Below are 18,602 nucleotides of genomic sequence, written 5' to 3'. Positions count from 1 at the left end.
CAGCAATCTCCTCATCGAGGTGTTTAGTGGGTGATCAGTCGCCAGCCCCGCTCCTGCAGGTCAGCGACACAACGGTCCGAAACGGAAGGGTCAATCATGACGCGAGCGACGCCGGCCTGTGCGCCCGCCGAGTGCTCGAGCACAAGGTCTTCGATGTTGATGCCTGATTCACCCAGCTCGCTGAACAAGCGCCCGAGTGCGCCCGGCTCATCGGGAATCAGAACCTCGATTTCCGCGTATCGTGACGGCGCTCCACCGTGCTTGCCAGGAATACGGGCCACACCCTGGTTGCCGGCGGTCATCACTCGATTAATGGCTCCGACGCTTCCGCCACGCAGCGGACCCAGCTCAGCCGCAGCGTCGAGGTGCGTCAACAGGTCATCGAGATCGCCACGCAGGTCACGCAGAATCGACGCCACAGGACCCGCGTTACCCGCGAGAATCGCCGTCCACAAACGCGGGTCAGATCCAGCGATACGAGCGGTGTCACGCAACCCTTGCCCCGCCAAGCCCAGCGCCTGAGCAGGGGCATCGACGAGACGTGCGGCGAGCATCGATGAGACGAGCTGCGGAACATGAGACACGAGGGCAACCGAGTGATCGTGCGTCCCCGCATTCATCTCCAACGGCACGGCACCAACGTCGGTAGCAAGCGCACGGGCGACCAACACGGCTCGAGGCCAGGTGTTCTGATGCGCCACGATGACCCACGGGCGCCCATAGAACAGGTCAGCATCCGCGGCACCCGCGCCACTGCGCTCGCGTCCCGCCATCGGATGGGAACCGACATAGCGCGACGAGGCCTCGGATGCACCCTCGGCCTCAAGGCCGGACAGGACGTCGGCGACGACGGCATCCTTCACCGACGCAACGTCGGTGACGATCGCATCGGGAAAACGCAGCAGCGACTCGACGATCACGCGGTCCGCAACATCCGGTGGCGTCGCGACGACGACGAGCCGTGGAGCCTCATAGCCGGGATGGTCCGACCCGCACTCGGCGCGACGCACACCGGAATCAGCGAGGACGTCAGCGAAAGCGTCTCCCGCACCGACGTCGGAAGCCAGGCGCAACGAGGTGGGCGAGGCGTCCTCGAGATAAACCCGCACTCCCCCGGCACGCAGGGCAAGCCCCAGCGACGCGCCGAGTAGGCCCGATCCGATGATGAGGACGGGGCCAACAGTCGAAACTGCGCGTTCCCCCACAGCCGTACCCGAGCCGCTCACAGGCCGACGGCGTCGTAGAGCGCAGTCAGAGCGTTGCCCTTGACGCGTCGCGTCGTACCCTGCTTCAGGTGATCGAGAGAGATCGGACCGAAGCCGGTGCGCACCAGCTCACGAACCGGGTAACCGACGGCCTCCATCATTCGCCGCACGAGGCGGTTGCGGCCCTCGTGCACAACGATCTCAACGGTGGTGATGTCGCCGTAGGTGTCGACGACACGGAAGGAATCAACCTTGATCGGTCCGTCCTCCAGCTCGATGCCGTTCATGAGCGTGCGCTTGACGCCGGGCTTGACCTCGCCGTGCAGACGCGCCACGTAGGTCTTACGGATCTCGTACTTCGGATGAGTCAGACGGTTCGCCAGCTCACCATCGTTGGTCAGCAGCAGCAGGCCGGACGTGTCAATATCAAGACGACCCACGTGGTAGAGACGCTCCGGGTAGTCGGCGATCAGGTCGGCGATCGTAGGACGTCCCTCCGGGTCGCTCATCGTAGAAACCGTGCCGATCGGCTTGTTGACGGCCAGGACGATGTGCTTCGTCTCATCGAGGATCAGGCGCTCTCCGTCCACATGAATGACCTGCGTCGCCGGGTCCACGCGCACGCCCTGGTTACGTACCACGGTGCCGTCGACGCTCACGCGCCCGTCGGCGATCATCTGTTCGGACGCACGCCTGGATGCGACGCCAGCCTGGGCGAGCACCTTCTGCAGGCGCACTCCACCCTCGGTGTAGGGGTTAGCCCTCATAGTTCTTCCTCCAATTCATCCAGCGCGTCGGCGTCCGGCAGGTAGGGTGCCAACGGTACCAGTTCCGACAGGCTCGTTAATCCCATTTTCTCAAGAAATTCCCCGGTCGTCCCGTACAGGCGCGCACCGGATGGTGTCAGTCCCGTCTCTTCCACGAGGCCTCGGGCGAGCAGCGTGCGCACGACGCCATCCACGTTCACCCCGCGAATACGGCAGATTCGCGCCCTCGAAATGGGCTGACGGTAGGCAATGACAGCCAACGTTTCGAGCGCCGCCTGAGACAGGCGCGCGTGCGACGATCCAACGACGAAGCGCCCGACCACGTCAGCGTATGCCCGTGCGGAATAGATACGCCAGCCACCCGCCACTTCGCGTAGTTCGAAGCCGCGCGGGCGATCCTGTTCTTCGCCTAAATACTCGGCGGCGAGCCCGCGCAGCTGCGCCTCGATCTCCTCGACTCTTACCCCGAGGACGTCGGCGAGATCGGACGCGGCAACGGGCTCCGACGCCACCATCAGGATCGCCTCGATCGGACCGCGCAGCGTGTTCTCACTCATCCGCGTCTCCTCCTTCTGTCTCAATGGCTGCACCGCTCGGGGACGAGGCCGTGGCTGAGTCCGCGTCGCCCGCACCCGTGTAGTCATCCACGTCGATGTCAACGCTGCCCTCGCTGCCGGTCCACTGAATCGTCAGCGTGCCGAGCGCCCCGTCTTGCTCAAATTCAATGGCTCCACGCCTGTAGAGTTCCAAGAGCGCGAGGAAGCGAGAGACGACGACGGCACGTGTCGCCGCATCCACCACGAGCTCGTGGAAGGTCATGCGCCCCGCATCGGCCAGCATTGCCGAGACGACGAGGGCTTGCTCGCGTACGGGTACGACGGGATCGTGCAGGTGGGCGACCTGAACCGTCGGGCTCGTCGATGACAGGGCATCGGCCGCCAAACGAGCAAGGTCTTCAGGGGTTGTCAGCCACCGAAGCTCGGGCAACAGGCTTGCGAAATGAGGTTCGAGGGGAACATCCCTGGCGACGTAGGATCCGTACTCCCCCATTCGCTGATCAATGCTCTTCGCCGCTTCCTTGAAAGCCCGATACTGCAGGAGCCGTGAAAATAGAAGATCGCGGGCCTCCAAGTCGGCCTCGGACGCGTTATCCTCCTCGTCGATGCGAGGCAGCAGGTGCGCCGCTTTCATATCCAGGAGCGTGGCGGCGACAACCAGAAACTCCGTCGTACGAGACAAGTCCGGCGACGCTTTCATGAAAGCGATGAACTCGTCGGTCACCTGCGCGAGCGCGACCTCGGTAATGTCGAGTTTCTTGCGCGCGATCAGCGAGAGGAGGAGGTCGAATGGACCTTCAAAAACCGGGAGCGAGACCGCAAAGAGGTCAAACTCCCCTTGAACCTCGAGAGTGTCAGGCCGCGTCGCCACGGGCGATGACTTCCCGCGCGAGTCGACGGTACGCGTGAGCGCCCGCGTGGTTGGGAGCGTAGGAGATGATCGGCTCGGTGGCCACCGACGCGTCCGGGAACTTGATCGTGCGGCCGATACGGGTATCGAACACGAGATCGCCGAAAGCCTCCTGCAGGCGCTGGAGGACCTCACGGGAGTGCAGCGTGCGCGAGTCGACCATCGTGGCGACGATGCCGTCGATCTTCAGGCGCGGGTTGATGCGATCACGCACCGTCTCGATCGTCTCGACCAGCAGCGCCACGCCACGCAGCGCGAAGAACTCCGCCTCGACCGGAACGATGACACCGTGAGCTGCCGTCAGAGCATTGACCGCGAGTAGGCCCAGGGAAGGCTGGCAGTCGATGAGCACCACGTCGTAGTCGGATTCAACGTGGCGCAGCACGCGCGCGAGAGCACTCTCGCGGGCAACCTCGTTGACGAGCTGAACCTCCGCCGCGGACAGGTCGATGTTCGCCGGAATGATGTCGAGGTTCTCCGTCGACGTGTGACAAATCGTCGCCTTGACGTCCGCCTTCGGGTTCATGAGCAGCGTATAGATCGTCTGCTCCATGTCGAGGGCGTTGATTCCCAGGCCCACAGATGCGGCACCCTGCGGATCGAAGTCCACGATCAAAACACGACGGCCGTACTCGGCCAACGCGGCGCCCAGGTTAATGGTGGTCGTCGTCTTACCGACGCCGCCCTTCTGGTTGCACATCGCGATCACGCGGGCGGGACCATGCCCCGACAGCGGCGCGGGCACGGGAAAATCGACCGGCTCTTCGTGCAGGTCGGGCGTCAGCGTAGGATGCGAGTTCGTGGTCACGCCCCCATCCTAATTCATGACCGCGCCGATGCGTCGGTGCCACGCGCCCGCGGGTGCGAGAGCGTAAATACCTCACGCAGCGCCTGGGCGGTCACCTGGGTGTAAATCTGCGTCGTCGCCACCGATGCGTGTCCAAGGAGTTCCTGCACCTCACGCACACTCGCTCCACCTTCAAGCAGGTGTGTTGCAAAAGAATGCCGCAAGGTATGCGGGGACACGCGATCTCCCAGCTGCGCCGCCTCCGCCGCGCGTCGGATGGCCGTCCAGGCGCTCTGCCGGGACATCGCGCCACCCCGAGAGTTCAGGAAGAATACGGTGGATCCACGGCCTCGTGCGGCGAGTACCGGGCGAGCACGCACCCGATACGCGTGAAGAGCGTCGACCGCGAAGGACCCCACGGGAACGATTCGTTCTTTACGTCCTTTGCCAAACAGGCGCACGACGGGAACATCGCCGTCGAGGTCCAGGTCGTCGGCGCTGAGCGAGACGGCCTCGGATACGCGAGCGCCCGTCGCGTAAAGAAGTTCGAGCAGAGCTGCGTCGCGCAGGCCAATCGGGGAATCATCTGCATGAGCGGCGTCGAGGAGGCGCCCAATCTCGTCGACCGACAGAGCCTTGGGCAGGTGACGGCCTTGACGAGGAGCATGCAGCGCCGCAGCCACGTCCGTCCCAACAGCACCCTCGGTGAGCGCGTACTTGTGCAGTCCGCGGATCGCGGCGGACGCGCGCGCCACGGACGAGGCCGCAGCGGGTTTGCCAGTGACCTCACCGGAGGCCAGACGCATCATGTAATCCTCGATGTCTCGCGTACTCACGTCCGCGACAGTGACCTTTCCGCGGGCCTTCATGTCAAACGCGTAGCGAGCTGCATCCCTGCGATAGTTCGAAACTGTATGCGCAGAGGCCCCTTTCTCGACGCGCAGATAATCCACCCACTCGTCAACGACAGCTTCCAAAGACGTCATAGTGACAGGGTAAGCGACTGTGCAACATATGTGCGTGAGCGCTATCGGCATGCGCACATATTCGCTAGACTGTGACGCGGTAAACCATTTCCGCCCCAATGCAGGGGCCCAACAACTGGAGACCAACGTGTCACTTCACTGGGATCACATCGATGACGAAGCGGTCAAGACCGCTAAGCTCCTCGCCGCCGACGCCGTCGAGCAGGCCGGTTCGGGCCACCCCGGTACCGCCATCTCACTCGCCCCCGCCGCCTACCTCCTCTACAACAAGGTCATGAACGTCGACCCGGCCGACCCCCGCTGGATCGGACGCGACCGCTTCATCCTCTCGGCCGGCCACTCGTCGCTGACCCAGTACGTCCAGCTCTACCTGTCCGGCTTCGGTCTCGAGCTCGACGACATCAAGACCCTGCGCACCGCCGGCTCCCTGACCCCCGGCCACCCCGAGTACGGCCACACCAAGGGCGTTGAGATCACCACCGGCCCGCTGGGCACCGGCATCGCCTCCGCCGTCGGCTTCGCCATGAACGCCCGCCGCGTCCACGGCCTGCTCGATCCCGAGACCCCCCTCGGCGAGTCCGTCTTCGACCACAACGTCTACGTCATCGCCGGCGACGGCTGCTTCCAGGAAGGCGTCTCCGCCGAGGCTTCGTCGCTCGCGGGCACCCAGGAGCTGGGCAACATCACCGTCATCTGGGACGACAACCACATCTCCATCGAAGACGACACCTCGATCGCCTTCACCGAGGACGTCCTGGCCCGCTACGAGGCCTACGGCTGGCACGTCCAGCGCGTCGACTGGCTCGGTGAGGACGGCTCCTACGAGGAGAACACCGCTGCCCTGAACGACGCCCTCGACGCCGCCAAGGCCGAGACGAAGAAGCCCTCGCTCATCGCGCTGCGCACCATCATCGGCTGGCCGACCCCCGGCAAGCAGAACACCGGTGGCATCCACGGCTCCAAGCTCGGTTCCGAGGCCCTCAAGGGCCTGAAGGAAGCCCTGGGCACCGACCCCGAGAAGATGTTCGACGCTGACGCCGCCATCGTGGACGAGGTCCGCGCCCGCGCCGCCGCCCGCGCCGCCGAGTACCGCAAGGATTGGGATGCCCGCTTCGAGGCGTGGAAGGCCGCTCACCCCGAGCAGGCCGCCCTGCTGGAGCGTCTCCTCGAAGGCCGCCTCCCCGAGGGCTGGGAAGCCGCACTGCCCACCTTCGAAGAGGGCAAGGCCATCGCGACCCGCGCCGCCTCCGGCCAGGTCCTCAACGCGATCGCCCCCGTCCTGCCCGAGCTGTGGGGCGGCTCCGCCGACCTCGCCGGCTCGAACAACACCTTCCTGAAGGGCGAGCCCTCGTTCCTGCCCGCGCACCGTTCCTCCTCGTCCTTCAGCGGCGACGAGTTCGGCCGCAACCTCCACTTCGGCGTGCGTGAGTTCGCGATGGGCGCCGCCCTCAACGGCATCGCCGCTGACGGCTTCACCCGCGCGTACGGCGGCACGTTCTTCGTGTTCTCCGACTTCATGCGCGGCGCCGTGCGCCTCGCCGCCCTCATGGATCTGCCCGTCACCTACGTGTGGACCCACGACTCCATCGGCGTGGGCGAGGACGGCCCGACCCACCAGCCGATCGAGCACCTGGCCTCCTACCGCGCGATTCCGAACTTCGCTGTCGTGCGTCCCGCCGACGCCGCCGAGACGGCCGCATCCTGGAAGGCCATCCTCGAGCAGACCCACCCGGCCGCCATCATCCTGTCGCGCCAGAACCTGCCCAACCCGGCACGTGGCGAAGGCACCGGCCTGGCCACCACCGAGGACCTGGCGCGCGGTGCCTACGTCCTGGCCGACACCGAGGGAACGCCCGACGTGATCCTGCTGGCCTCCGGCTCCGAGGTCTCCGTCGCCCTCGAGGCGCGCGAAGCCCTGGCCGCCGACGGCATCGCCGCCCGCGTCGTGTCCGTGCCCTGCCTCGACTGGTTCGAAGCCCAGGACCGCGAGTACCGCGACTCCGTCCTGCCCCCGTCGGTGCGCGCCCGCGTCTCCGTCGAGGCCGGCATCGCCCTGCCGTGGTACCGCTGGATCGGCGACGCCGGCCGCGCGGTCTCCATCGAGCACTTCGGCGCCTCCGCGCCGGGCGAACTCCTCTTCAAGGAATACGGCATCGATGCCGAGCACGTGGCCGCAGCCGCGAAGGAATCCATCGAGGCCGCTCGTTCGTGACTTTATAGTCAACTGAACTGAACATAGGGCTGCTGGCGCGCGAGGGCGTGCCAGCAGCCCTATTCTCTTACACATGTGTGGGTCCTCGGTCCCGTTCCATTTCCCCCTTCGGGCGAAGCGTTCGGGCCCCGGCCTCGTCCTTCCCCCTAGCGAACGGAGCGACCACTCGTGACCAACGAGATCCCCACCCTGCGCGATCCACAGGATCGCAGGCTTCCGCGCATCTCCCCGCCGTGCGGCCTCGTCATCTTCGGTATCACCGGTGACCTCGCTCGCAAGAAGTTGCTCCCTGCGATCTACGACCTCGCAAACCGAGGCCTTCTCCACCCGGCGTTTTCCCTCACCGGCTTCGCGCGCCGCGACTGGAGCCCTCAGGACTTCGAGGAATACGTGCGCGCGTCCATCGAGGCACACACACGCACAGGCTTCAACGAGGGAACCTGGAATCAGCTCCGCTCGGGCCTGCGCTTCGTCTCCGGCACCTTCGACGATCCGGAAGCCTACCGTCGCCTCGCCGAGACCGTCGCCGAACTCGACCACTCACGCGGCACCGGCGGCAACCACGCCTTCTATCTGTCCATTCCTCCGTCGTACTTCCCGGTCGTGGCCAAGCACCTGTCCGACACGGGCCTCAACAAACGTCAGGGTCGCGAATGGCGTCGCGTCATCATCGAGAAGCCTTTCGGACACGACCTCAAGTCCGCGCAAGTGCTCTCCGATGTCATCTCGCAGATCTTCGACGAGCAGGACGTCTTCCGCATTGACCACTACCTGGGCAAGGAAACCGTCCAGAACATCATGGCGATGCGCTTCGCGAACGCGATGTTCGAGCCGCTATGGAAGGCGAACTACGTCGATTCCGTGCAGATCACGATGGCCGAGGACATCGGCATCGGCACGCGCGCGGGCTACTACGACGGCATCGGCGCGGCCCGTGACATCATCCAGAACCACCTGCTGCAGCTCATGGCACTGACCGCCATGGAGGAGCCCGTCCACTTCACGCCCGAGGAAATCCGATCGGAGAAGGAGAAGGTGCTCTCTGCAGTGCGCCTGCCCGAGGACCTGGCCATCGATACGGCTCGCGGGCAGTACGCCGGCGGCTGGCAGGGCGGCGATCAGGTGCGCGGCTACCTCGAAGAGGACGGCATTCCGGCCGACTCGACCACCGAAACCTTCGCCGCGATTAAACTCTTCGTGGACACGCGTCGCTGGGCGGGCGTGCCCTTCTACCTGCGCGCCGGCAAGCGCCTCGGCAAGCGCGTCACCGAGATTGCTGTCATTTTCAAGCGCTCGGCCCACGTGCCCTTCGGCAACTCCGAGCTCAGCGAGTCCGGCCAGAACGCGCTCGTTATCCGCGTCCAGCCGGACGAGGGCCTGACCCTCAAGCTCGGCGCGAAGGTTCCGGGCACTTCCATGCAGGTGCGTGACGTGACCATGGACTTCGCCTACGGTCACGCGTTCACCGAGGACTCGCCTGAGGCATACGAGCGCCTCATCCTGGACGCGCTCGTCGGCTCCGCTCCCCTGTTCCCGCACCAGCGCGAGGTCGAGGCCTCGTGGAAGATCCTCGACCCGATCCTGTCCTTCTGGGAAACCCAGGGGCAGCCCGAGCCCTACGCGCCCGGCACGTGGGGTCCCCAATCCGCGCACGACATGCTGGCCCGCGACGGCCGTTTCTGGAGGCTCCCGTGATCATCACCCTGAAGAACACCACGTCGGCCGAGGTCGCCTCCCGCATCGTGGAGCTGCGCGACGAGCGCGGTTCCGCCGCTCTGAGCCGTGTCCTCACACTGCTCATCTGCGTGCCCGACCTCATCGATGTCGACAACGCGATCGAGGTTTCCGACGCGGTCTCGCGCGAGCATCCCTGCCGCGTGATCGTCATCGTCGAGCCTGAGTCCACAGAGGGCACGGCGCGTCTGAACGCCCAGATCCGCGTCGGCGACGCAGCGGGCCTGTCCGACATCATCATCCTTGAGCCTCGCGGTGAGGCCGCGTCGAACATCGACTCGCTCGTCATGCCGCTTCTCCAGTCTGACACGCCTGTCGTCACCTACTGGCCGGTCGTTCCCCCGCAGAACCCGGGCGCGCACCCGCTTGGTCGCCTCGCGGTCAAGCGCATTACAGACTCGCGCGCAACAGAGTGTCCCATGGATACCCTGTCGGCCCTCTCGGCCGTCTACACCCCCGGCGACACTGATCTCGCGTGGGCCGGCGTCACTCTGTGGCGGGCACTGCTTGCGGCCGTCGCAGAGGACTTTGACCGCCTGCCGACGTCGATCCGCGTCGCGGGTAACGCGACGCACCCCTCGCCTTTCCTCGTGGCCGCGTGGCTGCACCACCAGCTGGGTGTGCCCGTCGAGCGAGTCGTGGATCCCGAGGCCCTCACAATCACGGACATCACGTTCTTCTTCGACGACGACGAGACCGTGTCGCTGTCGCGTAGCGCCTCCTCATCGGTCGCGCGCCTGTCGCGCCCGGGCCTCGAGGATCGCTCCGTGAACCTCGCACGCCGCTCCGTGCAGGACTCCCTCATGGAGGATCTGCGTCGCATGGATCCGGACGTGTACTACGGGGAGCTCCTCACCAAGGAACTCCCGCGGCTGGCTGCTTGCTCTGAGGGTGAGTGACGATGGCGACTGTCCACACGTTCGAGGTCTACCCGACCGTCGAGGAACTGAACGAGGCCGTCGGCCGCGCGTTCCTCGCTCGTCTCAACACACTCATCGACGAGGCCGGAGCTGACTCGCGCATCAATCTGGCCATCTCGGGGGGCGCCATCACGACAACCCTCTTGCCGTCGTTGCTCCCGTCTGCCGACAAGATCGACTGGTCACGCGTGCGCGTGTGGCTGGTCGACGAGCGTTATGTGCCGGCGGGCAACGAGGATCGCAACGATGATCAGGCGTGGGAGGGCTTCCTCCACGCGGCCACCGGCGTCGAGTTCGTCCGTATGCCGACCTCGGATGCGTCCGCTCCTGGCGCGGGTTCCCTTGACGAGGCGACCACGGCGTTCGCTGACACGTGGCGTGAGCTGATGGGCGAGGGTTCCTTTGACATCGCACTGATCGGCATGGGCCCCGACGGGCACATCTGCTCACTCTTCCCGGGACGCGTCGACATGGACGAGGCCTCCCCCATTCTGGCGATCCGCAATTCTCCCAAGCCCCCACCCGAGCGCATCACGGTATCGATGCCAGTCATGCGCGCGTGCGGCGAGGTGTGGCTGACGACGGCGGGTACAGCGAAGGCGGATGCTCTCGGGCAAGCCTTTGCGGGCGCGTCTCCCCTCGACCTCCCAGTCGCGGGCGTCCTTGCCCCCACGACACGCGTCTACCTTGACGAGGCGGCTGCGGCCAGCATCGCTACGCTCGCGCCGTGAGGCAGGCGCCCGTTGAGCGCACCAATCTAGTGCAAGATCAGGGCGATGACCGTAAAAATCGCCCACAGGCCCATGATCGTCGCGTACGGCCACCAGTACCTGCGCGTGATTGCGATGAACTCTCGGATGAAGGCCGTCGGGAAGTAGTAGCGTGCAGTTCGCGAGCCCAGCCCGTCGGCGTTTAATCCGACTGCCCGCGCGTACATGGCGGCACGGAACACGTGATAGTCGCTGGTGACCAATGCGCTTCGCGGCGCTCCGCCCGAGGAGTTTTCGGCGATAAGGTCCCGTGAGAACCTCAGGTTCTCCCACGTCGTCGTCGATCGATCCTCCAGGAGCATCTTGGTGTCGGGAACACCGAGGCTACGCAGGTAACGCGCCATCGCCTCCGCCTCGGAGATTTCCTCGTCCTCACCCTGCCCTCCCGACGGAACGAGGGTCGCGTGCCGCCCCTGAGTGACCCACAGCTCGTAGGCGCACTCGACGCGTCCGCGCAGCAGAGGCGTCAGCTCCTCCCCTATCAGTCCCGCACCGTGGATGATGATGAACTCGTAGTGCCGCTTCCTCGGGAGCGAACGGTAGAGCCACGAGTAAAGGAGCAGTGCTGCAAACGATAGGAAGAACCACGCGCCGCAAGCCATGATCGCGAGGACGAAGCCGATTACCACTTCCGGTGCTCGCAGGGCAACTGCAACGGGAAGCACACCGAACCAGGCGACGATCGCGCACGCGAAGAGCAGCGGCAGGGCGTGAGCGAAGGAGAAACCCTCGCGCCGAACGAGGCTGACCTGGTTGACCACCATGAAGACGATCGTGACGACCGGGGCGAGCGCGACGGCCAGGAAGATCGGGACCGTGATCCACCACTGAGCGAAGGCCTCCGCGGCTGCGCTGAGGGTGGACGCGCAGAAGAAGAAAAGAAAGAACGCGTTGCGAAACTGCCGAGGTTCGCGCCAATAGGACCAGAGAAAGAGGGCTCCCCACACGAGTGCGGGGAGCCACAGCGCTACGTACGTCACGAGTATTAGCTACCGAACTTCGCCAGCAGCGCGTAGCCAATGATGCACACCAGCCAGATGAGCAGCGTGCCCAGCGTGATGCGGTTCAGGTTACGCTCGGCGACACCGGAGGAGCCGGCCGACGAGGAAATGCCGCCACCGAACATGTCCGACAGACCGCCACCCTGTCCCTTGTGCATGAGGACGGTCAGGGTCAGCAGGATGCTGGTCAGGAAGATCAGCACGATCAGGACGTTGTTCAGAATGGTCACGGTCAATCCAGTTTCTATCGCAGTTCGCCCCGGATCGGGGCACATATAGCTTTAGTCTAACTGAGAATGCCGGTGGGGCCAACCGGCACACCGGTTGGCCCCACCTCGCGTCCGCTCCGACCCGGCTTACGTGGCTGGGCGGAGTGGGCGCGTTACGGTTTCTCAGGCGTAGAACGTCGCCATGGCGGCGAAGGAGTCAGCCTTGAGGGACGCGCCGCCGACGAGGCCGCCGTCGACGTCGGGCTGAGCCATGAGCTCCTTGATGTTGTCGGGCTTGGCGGAGCCGCCGTAGAGGATGCGCGTGGACTCGGCGGTCTCGGCGCCGAAGTCCTCGGCCAGGGCAGCGCGGATGGCACCGCACACTTCCTGGGCGTCCTCGGCGGAAGCGGTTTCGCCGGTGCCGATGGCCCAGATGGGCTCGTAGGCGATGACGATCTTGGCGACCTCTTCGGCCTTCCAGCCGGCGAGGGCGGCGCGGATCTGGCCGAGCACGAACTCGACGTAGGTGCCGGCCTTGCGGACCTCGAGGGCCTCGCCGCAGCACAGGATCGGGGTCATGCCGGCGTCGAAGACCTTGCGGGCCTTGGCACCGACGAGCTCGTCGGACTCACCGTGGTACTCGCGACGCTCGGAGTGGCCCATGACCACATAGGAGACGCCGAGCTTGGTCAGCATTTCGGTGGAGATTTCACCGGTGTAGGCGCCATTGTCGTGGATCGAGACGTCCTGAGCACCGTACTTGATCTGCAGATCATCGGCATCAACGATGGTCTGGACGGTGCGGATGTCGGTGAACGGCGGGATGACGAGGACCTCGCACTTGGAGTAGTCGTGGCCTGCGTCGGACAGGGCCATCTCCAGGCCCTGGACGAGGCGGTTGGCCTCGAGGTGATCGAGGTTCATCTTCCAGTTGCCGGCCATCAGGGGCGTACGTGCCATGAGTCAGTCCTCCAGAACTGCGATACCGGGCAGAACCTTGCCCTCGAGGAGCTCGAGGGAGGCGCCACCACCAGTGGAAATGTGGGAGAAGGTGTTCTCGTCGAAGCCGAGCAGGCGCACGGCCGCGGCGGAGTCGCCACCGCCGATGACGGAGAACATGGAGCCCGTGGAGAGGGCTTCGGCGACGGCGCGGGTGCCGCCGGCGAACGCATCGAACTCGAAGACGCCCATGGGGCCATTCCAGGCCACGGTCTTCGCGGTGGCCAGCTTGTCGGCGAAGAGCTTCGCGGACTCGGGGCCGATGTCCAGACCCATCTGGTCGTCGGGAATGGCGTCGACCTTGACGACGGTCGCGGGCGCGTCGGCCGCGAACTCGGGGGCGACGATGACATCCACGGGCAGGACGAGGTCGACGCCGCGCTCTGCGGCCTCGGCGATGTAGCCCTTGACGGTGTCGATCTGGTCTTCCTCGAGGAGGGACTTGCCCACCGAGTAGCCCTGAGCGGCGAGGAAGGTGAAGACCATGCCGCCGCCGATGAAGAGCATGTCAGCCTTCTTCAGCAGGTTGGCGATGACGCCGAGCTTGTCGGAAACCTTGGAGCCGCCGAGGACGACGCCGTAGGGGCGCTCGGGGTCGCCGGTGACCTTGGACAGGGACTCGATCTCCTTGAGGACGAGCAGACCAGCGGCCGAGGGCAGCAGCTTCGCAATGTCGTAGACGGAGGCCTGCTTGCGGTGGACGACGCCGAAGCCGTCGGAGACGAACGCGTCGCCGAGCTTGGCGTACTCGCGGGCAAGCTCTTCGCGCTCCTCGTCGACCTTGGAGGTCTCACGGGGATCGAAACGGACGTTCTCGACCAGGGCGATCTCGCCCTCACCCAGGGCGGCGACGGTCTCGGTGGCCGACGGGCCAACGACGTCGGAGGCCAGCGTGACCTTCACACCGGAAAGCTCAGCGAGGCGCTTGGCGACGGGGGCCAGCGAGAAGGCGGGATCGACCTTGCCCTTGGGGCGGCCGAGGTGGGCCATGATGACGACCTTGGCACCGGCGTCGGTGAGGGTCTTAAGGGTAGGCAGCGCCGCGCGGATACGGCCGTCGTCGGTGATGACGCCGTCCTTGAGCGGAACGTTGAAGTCGGAGCGGACGAGGACGCGCTTGCCGCGCAGGTCGCCCAGGGTGGAGATGGTCCTCACGAGGAGTCCTTTCGGTCTGAAGGCGGTGGCGATGTACGAGATGCCCGTGCACGAGCGTGCACGGGCATCTCGCTGATCAGCTCATGGCTGGTGTATCAGCTGTGTGCTCAGGCGAGCTTGGAGCCGACGAGGGCGGTGAGGCGAACGAGAGCGTTCGAGTAGCCCCACTCGTTGTCGTACCAGGACAGGACCTTGACGAGGTTGCCGATGACCTTGGTCTCGGTGGCGTCGAAGATCGAGGTGTGCGGGTCGCCCACGATGTCGGAGGAGACGATCGGATCCTCGGTGTACTTCAGAACACCCTTGAGCTCACCCTCGGCGGCAGCCTTGACGGCAGCCTTGACGGCCTCGACGGAAACCTCGTTCTTCGCGATGAAGGTGAGGTCGGTCAGGGAGCCGGTCGGGGTGGGGACGCGGACGGCGAGGCCATCGAACTTGCCCTCGAGCTGGGGCAGAACCAGGGCGACAGCCTGGGCAGCACCGGTCTTGGTGGGGATCATGTTCAGGGCCGCGGCGCGGGCGCGACGCAGATCCGAGTGGGGGGCGTCGAGGACGCGCTGGTCACCCGTGTAGGAGTGGATGGTGGTCATGATGCCGCGCTCGATGCCGAAGTTCTCCTCGAGAACCTTGGCGAGGGGGGCGAGGCAGTTGGTCGTGCAGGAGGCGTTCGACACGATGTTCATCGTGGCGTTGTCGTAGTCAGCCTCGTTCACGCCCATGACGAAGGTGCCGTCGACGTTCTTCGCGGGAGCGGAGATGACGACCTTCTTGGCGCCACCGTCGAGGTGAGCCTTGGCCTTCTCGCCGTCGGTGAAGAAGCCGGTCGACTCAACGACAACCTCGACGCCGAGATCGCCCCAGGGCAGGTCGGCGGGGTTACGCTGCGCGAGCACCTTGATGTGCTTGCCGTCGACGATGATGCCCTCGTCGTCGTAGGAAACCTCGCCCTGGAAGCGACCCGTGATCGAGTCGTACTTCAGCAGGTGAGCGAGGGTCTTGTTGTCGGTGAGGTCGTTAACGGCAACGATCTCGATATCCGCGCCCTGCTCGAGAGCGGCGCGGAAGAAGTTACGGCCAATGCGGCCGAAGCCGTTGATGCCAACGCGGGTGGTCACTATGTTCCTCCTGCTCGTGCCCACACGGGACACGGTCTTCGATGCAACCGGGCCTGCGGGTTGCCTGCCCGGCCCGCAGATGTCTGCGGTTCCAGCAGTTCCTAATCTACACCTAAAAGCGGACTCAGTCACAATCCAATTAGAAAATCTGCACGTGGGGTAATTCTCGTTTGGATTGAGACGAAGCGGCAGGAAAAAGGGACCTCAGTCCTCCTCGAGCATGTCGAGGGTGAGCGCGGATTCCGTGTCCGGGATGCCGCGCTCGTGCGCGACCTTGTCCGCAAGAGCCAGAAGCCTGCGGATACGACCGGCGACAGCATCCTTAGTGAGAGGCGGATTCGTGTGCTTGCCGAGCTCCTCGAGGGAGGCCTGCTTGTACTGCAGACGCAGAGTGCCGGCCTCGAGCAGGTGGGCGGGCACGTCGTCTCCAAGAATCTCGAAGGCGCGTTCAACGCGGGCACCCGCGGCGACGGCCGCGCGGGCGGAGCGGCGCAGGTTCGCGTCGTCAAAGTTAGCCAGTCGGTTGGCGCTGCCTCGGGCCTCGCGGCGTTCGCGCCGCTCCTGCCACGCCTCGAAGGTCTGGGGGGCGCCCATGGCGGAGATCAGGGTTCCGATCGCGTCCGAATCGCGGACGGAAACGCGGTCGGTACCGCGAACCTCTTTCGAACGGGCGGCCGCGCCGAGTTTGCGCGCACACCCCACCATCGCGAGAGCCACCTCGGGACCGGGGCACGTGATCTCAAGGGAAGAAGAGCGTCCGGGTTCCATGAGCGAACCGCGCGCGAGGAAGGCACCGCGCCAGATAGCCGCGGCCTCCGCCGTTCCGGAAGCGACGAGCACCGGAGGCAGGCCGCGCACGGGGCGACGCAGGGAATCGACGAGGCCGGTGAGGCGCGCGAGCTCGTCGGCCTTATGAACGACGCGCACGACGTAGCGCTTGCCACGTCGCAGAGAAGAACCGGACACCACGACGACAGAAGACTCGGCGTTGTACAGAGCCTGCAGGTAGGTGCGCAGGCGGCGCGCGGCCACGGGCGAGTCAAGCTCGGCCTCGACGAGGATGCGCCCACCCACGAGGTGCAGGCCTCCCGCGAAACGCAGCGTCGCGCTCACTTCGGCGGCGACCTCAGACGGCGTCGTGATAACGGCGCGCGCCAGCTCGTCCTTCATGTCAGATGTCAGGGACACGGCTTCTCCAGATATGTCATGTCGTTTGTCAGCAGGCAACAGGTTCTAAGGTAACCACGTTTCGGGCTGTCCGACCTCGCCAAGGAAGCCGTCAAATGCGTCACGCAGTGCGGCGGCGAGGCGCAGCGGGTCGTGGTGCGGGGCACCATCACCCGTGCGAACCTGCCGCAGGAGAACGCGAGCACCGAGTTCTTCGGCGGCAACGATGAGGTCGTCGATATCGTCACAGGCCGTCGGGTCGGCGACCACCACATCAAGCTTGAGCATGGGAGCGTACTCGCGCAGGACACGCACGTGGTCGGCGGTCGACATGAGGTCGGTTTCGCCGCGCTGGCGCGCCAGGTTGAGCACAAGCGCGCGGTGGGCGTCGGTCGTGGCAAGCGCGCGATTAATCTCTGGCACCAGCAGGTGCGGGATCACGGAGGTGTACCACGAGCCGGGTCCCAGGACGACCCAGTCGGCCTCGGAGATAGCCTCGGTGACCGCGGCAGGTACCTCGGGCGCTTCAGGAGTAATGCGTACGTGCTCGACGGTGCCGGGAGCGATGGCGACCTTGGACTGGCCGGACACGACGTAGCGGCGGCCGCCGTCGTTCATATCCGCCTCGATGTCGATCGGCGTCGACGACATGGGCAGGACACGCCCCTGCGCACCCAGCAGACGACCGACCCAGTCAAGGCCTTCGACCGGATCGTCGAGAAGCTGCCACAGGCCGGAGATCAGCAGGTTACCGAGGGCGTGCCCGTTGAGCGGACCGGTCGTGTCGAGGCGCAGCTGCATGACGTCGCGCCACGTCAGGCCCCACTCAGATTCCTCGCAGAGAGAGGCCAGCGCCATGCGCAGGTCGCCAGGAGGCAGGATCGGCATCTCCTGGCGCAGTCGGCCGGAGCTGCCGCCGTCGTCGGCGACGGTCACAACAGCCGTCAGCGCGCGGGTGATATGGCGCAGGGCCCGCAGGGTTGCGGACAGGCCGTGTCCGCCGCCGAGGGCGACGATGTTTTGGCCGGATTCTCCACGTTGAACCCAGCCGGCTGCATCAAGATAGGGCATCAGTCTCTCCCAATGTCACGGTGCATCACGCGAACCGTGTATCCGTGTGTGCGCAGGCGTTCGGCGATAGCCTCAGAGGACGCAACGGAGCGGTGCTTTCCGCCCGTGCATCCGACGGCGATCGTGACGAATGGCTTCAATTCTGCCAGATAGCCGCTGAGCATGGGGGCAAGAAGGTCGGCATATCCGAGGGCAAAATCACGCGCGCCCGGCTGTGACAGTACGTAGTCGGCGACCGCCTGGTCCTTGCCCGTGAGATGGCGAAGCTCATCGACCCAGTACGGGTTCTTGAGAAAGCGCACGTCGACGACGTGATCGGCGTCGAGGGGCAGGCCGTGCTTGAAGCCGAAGGATTCGACGGTGACCTGCAGGGGGCGCTCCTCCCCCGCCACGATGTCGCGGATGCGCCTCGTCAGATCGTGGACACTCATCGTGGAGGTGTCGATAACCTCGTCGGCGGCGCGGCGCAGGGGCGCAAGCAGACGCATCTCAGCCTTGATGCCGTCCATAAGAGTACCGGCGCCCTGGAGGGGATGCGGGCGGCGGTTGGATTCGTAGCGGCGCACCAGTGTCTCAGGGCTGGCCTCGAGGAAGATGACGCGATAGACAATGCCCGCGCCCTTGAGCTGTTCGAGCGTGGCATCAAGCGTGCGGAAGAACGTACGCGAGCGCACGTCCACGCCGACAGCCAGTCGGTGCACGCCCGCAGCCGGGTCATTCGACATCATGCCGACGAGCGCGGGCAGCATCGTCGGCGGCAGGTTGTCGACGACGTACCAGTCAAGGTCTTCGAGTGCGCGGGCGGCACCGGTACGACCCGCCCCGGAGTAGCCCGTGATGATGAGAACCTCATTGGAGGCGCGCGGCTCGTACTTGACGCGCATCATGTCACGCACGGCGATGCCCTCGGGGACCGTGGGAGGGTTCTCCTCGTTCATTACCGAGGCCTGGGCCTCGTCTACGTCGTGAGCGTCCGTAGGTGTGTGGTCGGGCATAGCGTCCTCCTGACGGGTCGGCGGGTCGGGTGATGGGAGCTG

18 protein-coding genes are annotated in these 18,602 nt (G+C 65.6%); 4 read left to right on the top strand and 14 right to left on the bottom strand.

Going from position 1 to position 18,602, the window contains the following annotated elements:
- Nucleotides 1–23 precede the first annotated feature (23 nt).
- From CYJ22_RS00660 to CYJ22_RS00635, 6 genes are read right to left on the bottom strand one after another with little or no spacing between them, the layout of a single operon-like run.
- Nucleotides 24–1,226 carry a prephenate dehydrogenase gene (locus CYJ22_RS00660; protein ID WP_101600329.1) on the bottom strand — a complete coding sequence of 401 codons (1,203 nt, stop codon included), beginning with the start codon at nt 1,224–1,226 and terminating at the stop codon, nt 24–26.
- Entirely contained in the window at nt 1,223–1,972 is a 750-nt protein-coding gene (locus CYJ22_RS00655; RefSeq protein ID WP_007589263.1) for a pseudouridine synthase, read from the bottom strand. The genes CYJ22_RS00660 and CYJ22_RS00655 overlap by 4 nt, the downstream gene beginning before the upstream one ends.
- Nucleotides 1,969–2,529: an SMC-Scp complex subunit ScpB gene (scpB, locus tag CYJ22_RS00650; RefSeq protein WP_007589283.1), complete on the bottom strand. Its 561-nt coding sequence runs from the start codon at nt 2,527–2,529 to the stop codon at nt 1,969–1,971. Before scpB ends, CYJ22_RS00655 begins: the two co-directional genes overlap by 4 nt.
- On the bottom strand, nt 2,522–3,400 hold the full coding sequence (locus CYJ22_RS00645) for a segregation and condensation protein A (protein WP_101600327.1): 879 nt from the start codon (nt 3,398–3,400) through the stop codon (nt 2,522–2,524). The genes scpB and CYJ22_RS00645 overlap by 8 nt, the downstream gene beginning before the upstream one ends.
- Nucleotides 3,384–4,247, bottom strand: coding sequence for a ParA family protein (locus CYJ22_RS00640; protein WP_003792440.1), 864 nt, complete (start codon nt 4,245–4,247; stop codon nt 3,384–3,386). The genes CYJ22_RS00645 and CYJ22_RS00640 overlap by 17 nt, the downstream gene beginning before the upstream one ends.
- Before the next feature lie 14 nt (nt 4,248–4,261).
- Complete coding sequence (locus tag CYJ22_RS00635; RefSeq protein ID WP_101600325.1) at nt 4,262–5,212, bottom strand: site-specific tyrosine recombinase XerD; 951 nt, start codon at nt 5,210–5,212, stop codon at nt 4,262–4,264.
- 127 nt (nt 5,213–5,339) lie between these two features.
- On the opposite strand from CYJ22_RS00635, the gene tkt reads away from it, so the two are divergent.
- From tkt to pgl, 4 genes are all read left to right on the top strand, one after another.
- Nucleotides 5,340–7,424, top strand: a complete 2,085-nt coding sequence (gene tkt, locus CYJ22_RS00630; RefSeq protein ID WP_207760484.1) for a transketolase — start codon at nt 5,340–5,342, stop codon at nt 7,422–7,424.
- Nucleotides 7,425–7,592: 168 nt separating this feature from the next.
- Nucleotides 7,593–9,119, top strand: a complete 1,527-nt coding sequence (zwf, locus tag CYJ22_RS00625; RefSeq protein ID WP_101600320.1) for a glucose-6-phosphate dehydrogenase — start codon at nt 7,593–7,595, stop codon at nt 9,117–9,119.
- Nucleotides 9,116–10,057 carry a glucose-6-phosphate dehydrogenase assembly protein OpcA gene (locus CYJ22_RS00620; RefSeq protein WP_101600317.1) on the top strand — a complete coding sequence of 314 codons (942 nt, stop codon included), beginning with the start codon at nt 9,116–9,118 and terminating at the stop codon, nt 10,055–10,057. Before zwf ends, CYJ22_RS00620 begins: the two co-directional genes overlap by 4 nt.
- 2 nt (nt 10,058–10,059) lie before the next feature.
- Entirely contained in the window at nt 10,060–10,809 is a 750-nt protein-coding gene (gene pgl, locus CYJ22_RS00615) for a 6-phosphogluconolactonase (RefSeq protein ID WP_101600458.1), read from the top strand.
- 26 nt (nt 10,810–10,835) lie between these two features.
- On the opposite strand, the gene CYJ22_RS00610 is transcribed toward pgl, so the two are convergent.
- From CYJ22_RS00610 to rapZ, 8 genes are all read right to left on the bottom strand, one after another.
- Nucleotides 10,836–11,828 (bottom strand): YdcF family protein, encoded by a 993-nt coding sequence (locus tag CYJ22_RS00610; protein ID WP_101600315.1) that lies wholly within the window; start codon nt 11,826–11,828, stop codon nt 10,836–10,838.
- Between the two features lie 5 nt (nt 11,829–11,833).
- A complete protein-coding gene (gene secG / locus CYJ22_RS00605) occupies nt 11,834–12,079 on the bottom strand; it encodes a preprotein translocase subunit SecG (protein WP_101600313.1) in 246 nt (81 codons plus the stop codon).
- A 162-nt stretch (nt 12,080–12,241) separates the two neighbouring features.
- Nucleotides 12,242–13,018 (bottom strand): triose-phosphate isomerase, encoded by a 777-nt coding sequence (tpiA, locus tag CYJ22_RS00600; protein WP_101600310.1) that lies wholly within the window; start codon nt 13,016–13,018, stop codon nt 12,242–12,244.
- Between the two features lie 3 nt (nt 13,019–13,021).
- Nucleotides 13,022–14,212, bottom strand: coding sequence for a phosphoglycerate kinase (locus CYJ22_RS00595; protein ID WP_101600307.1), 1,191 nt, complete (start codon nt 14,210–14,212; stop codon nt 13,022–13,024).
- A gap of 107 nt (nt 14,213–14,319) precedes the next feature.
- Nucleotides 14,320–15,327, bottom strand: coding sequence for a type I glyceraldehyde-3-phosphate dehydrogenase (gene gap / locus CYJ22_RS00590; protein ID WP_101600305.1), 1,008 nt, complete (start codon nt 15,325–15,327; stop codon nt 14,320–14,322).
- Nucleotides 15,328–15,531: 204 nt separating this feature from the next.
- Nucleotides 15,532–16,515: a DNA-binding protein WhiA gene (gene whiA, locus CYJ22_RS00585; protein WP_101600303.1), complete on the bottom strand. Its 984-nt coding sequence runs from the start codon at nt 16,513–16,515 to the stop codon at nt 15,532–15,534.
- A gap of 45 nt (nt 16,516–16,560) precedes the next feature.
- Complete coding sequence (locus CYJ22_RS00580; RefSeq protein ID WP_101600300.1) at nt 16,561–17,565, bottom strand: gluconeogenesis factor YvcK family protein; 1,005 nt, start codon at nt 17,563–17,565, stop codon at nt 16,561–16,563.
- Nucleotides 17,565–18,560, bottom strand: coding sequence for an RNase adapter RapZ (gene rapZ / locus CYJ22_RS00575; RefSeq protein WP_101600297.1), 996 nt, complete (start codon nt 18,558–18,560; stop codon nt 17,565–17,567). The genes CYJ22_RS00580 and rapZ overlap by 1 nt, the downstream gene beginning before the upstream one ends.
- Nucleotides 18,561–18,602 lie beyond the last annotated feature (42 nt).

Source organism: Schaalia odontolytica (assembly GCF_002847525.1).
Lineage (GTDB): Bacteria > Actinomycetota > Actinomycetes > Actinomycetales > Actinomycetaceae > Pauljensenia > Pauljensenia odontolytica_B.
This window is presented reverse-complemented; position numbering and strand designations above follow the sequence as displayed.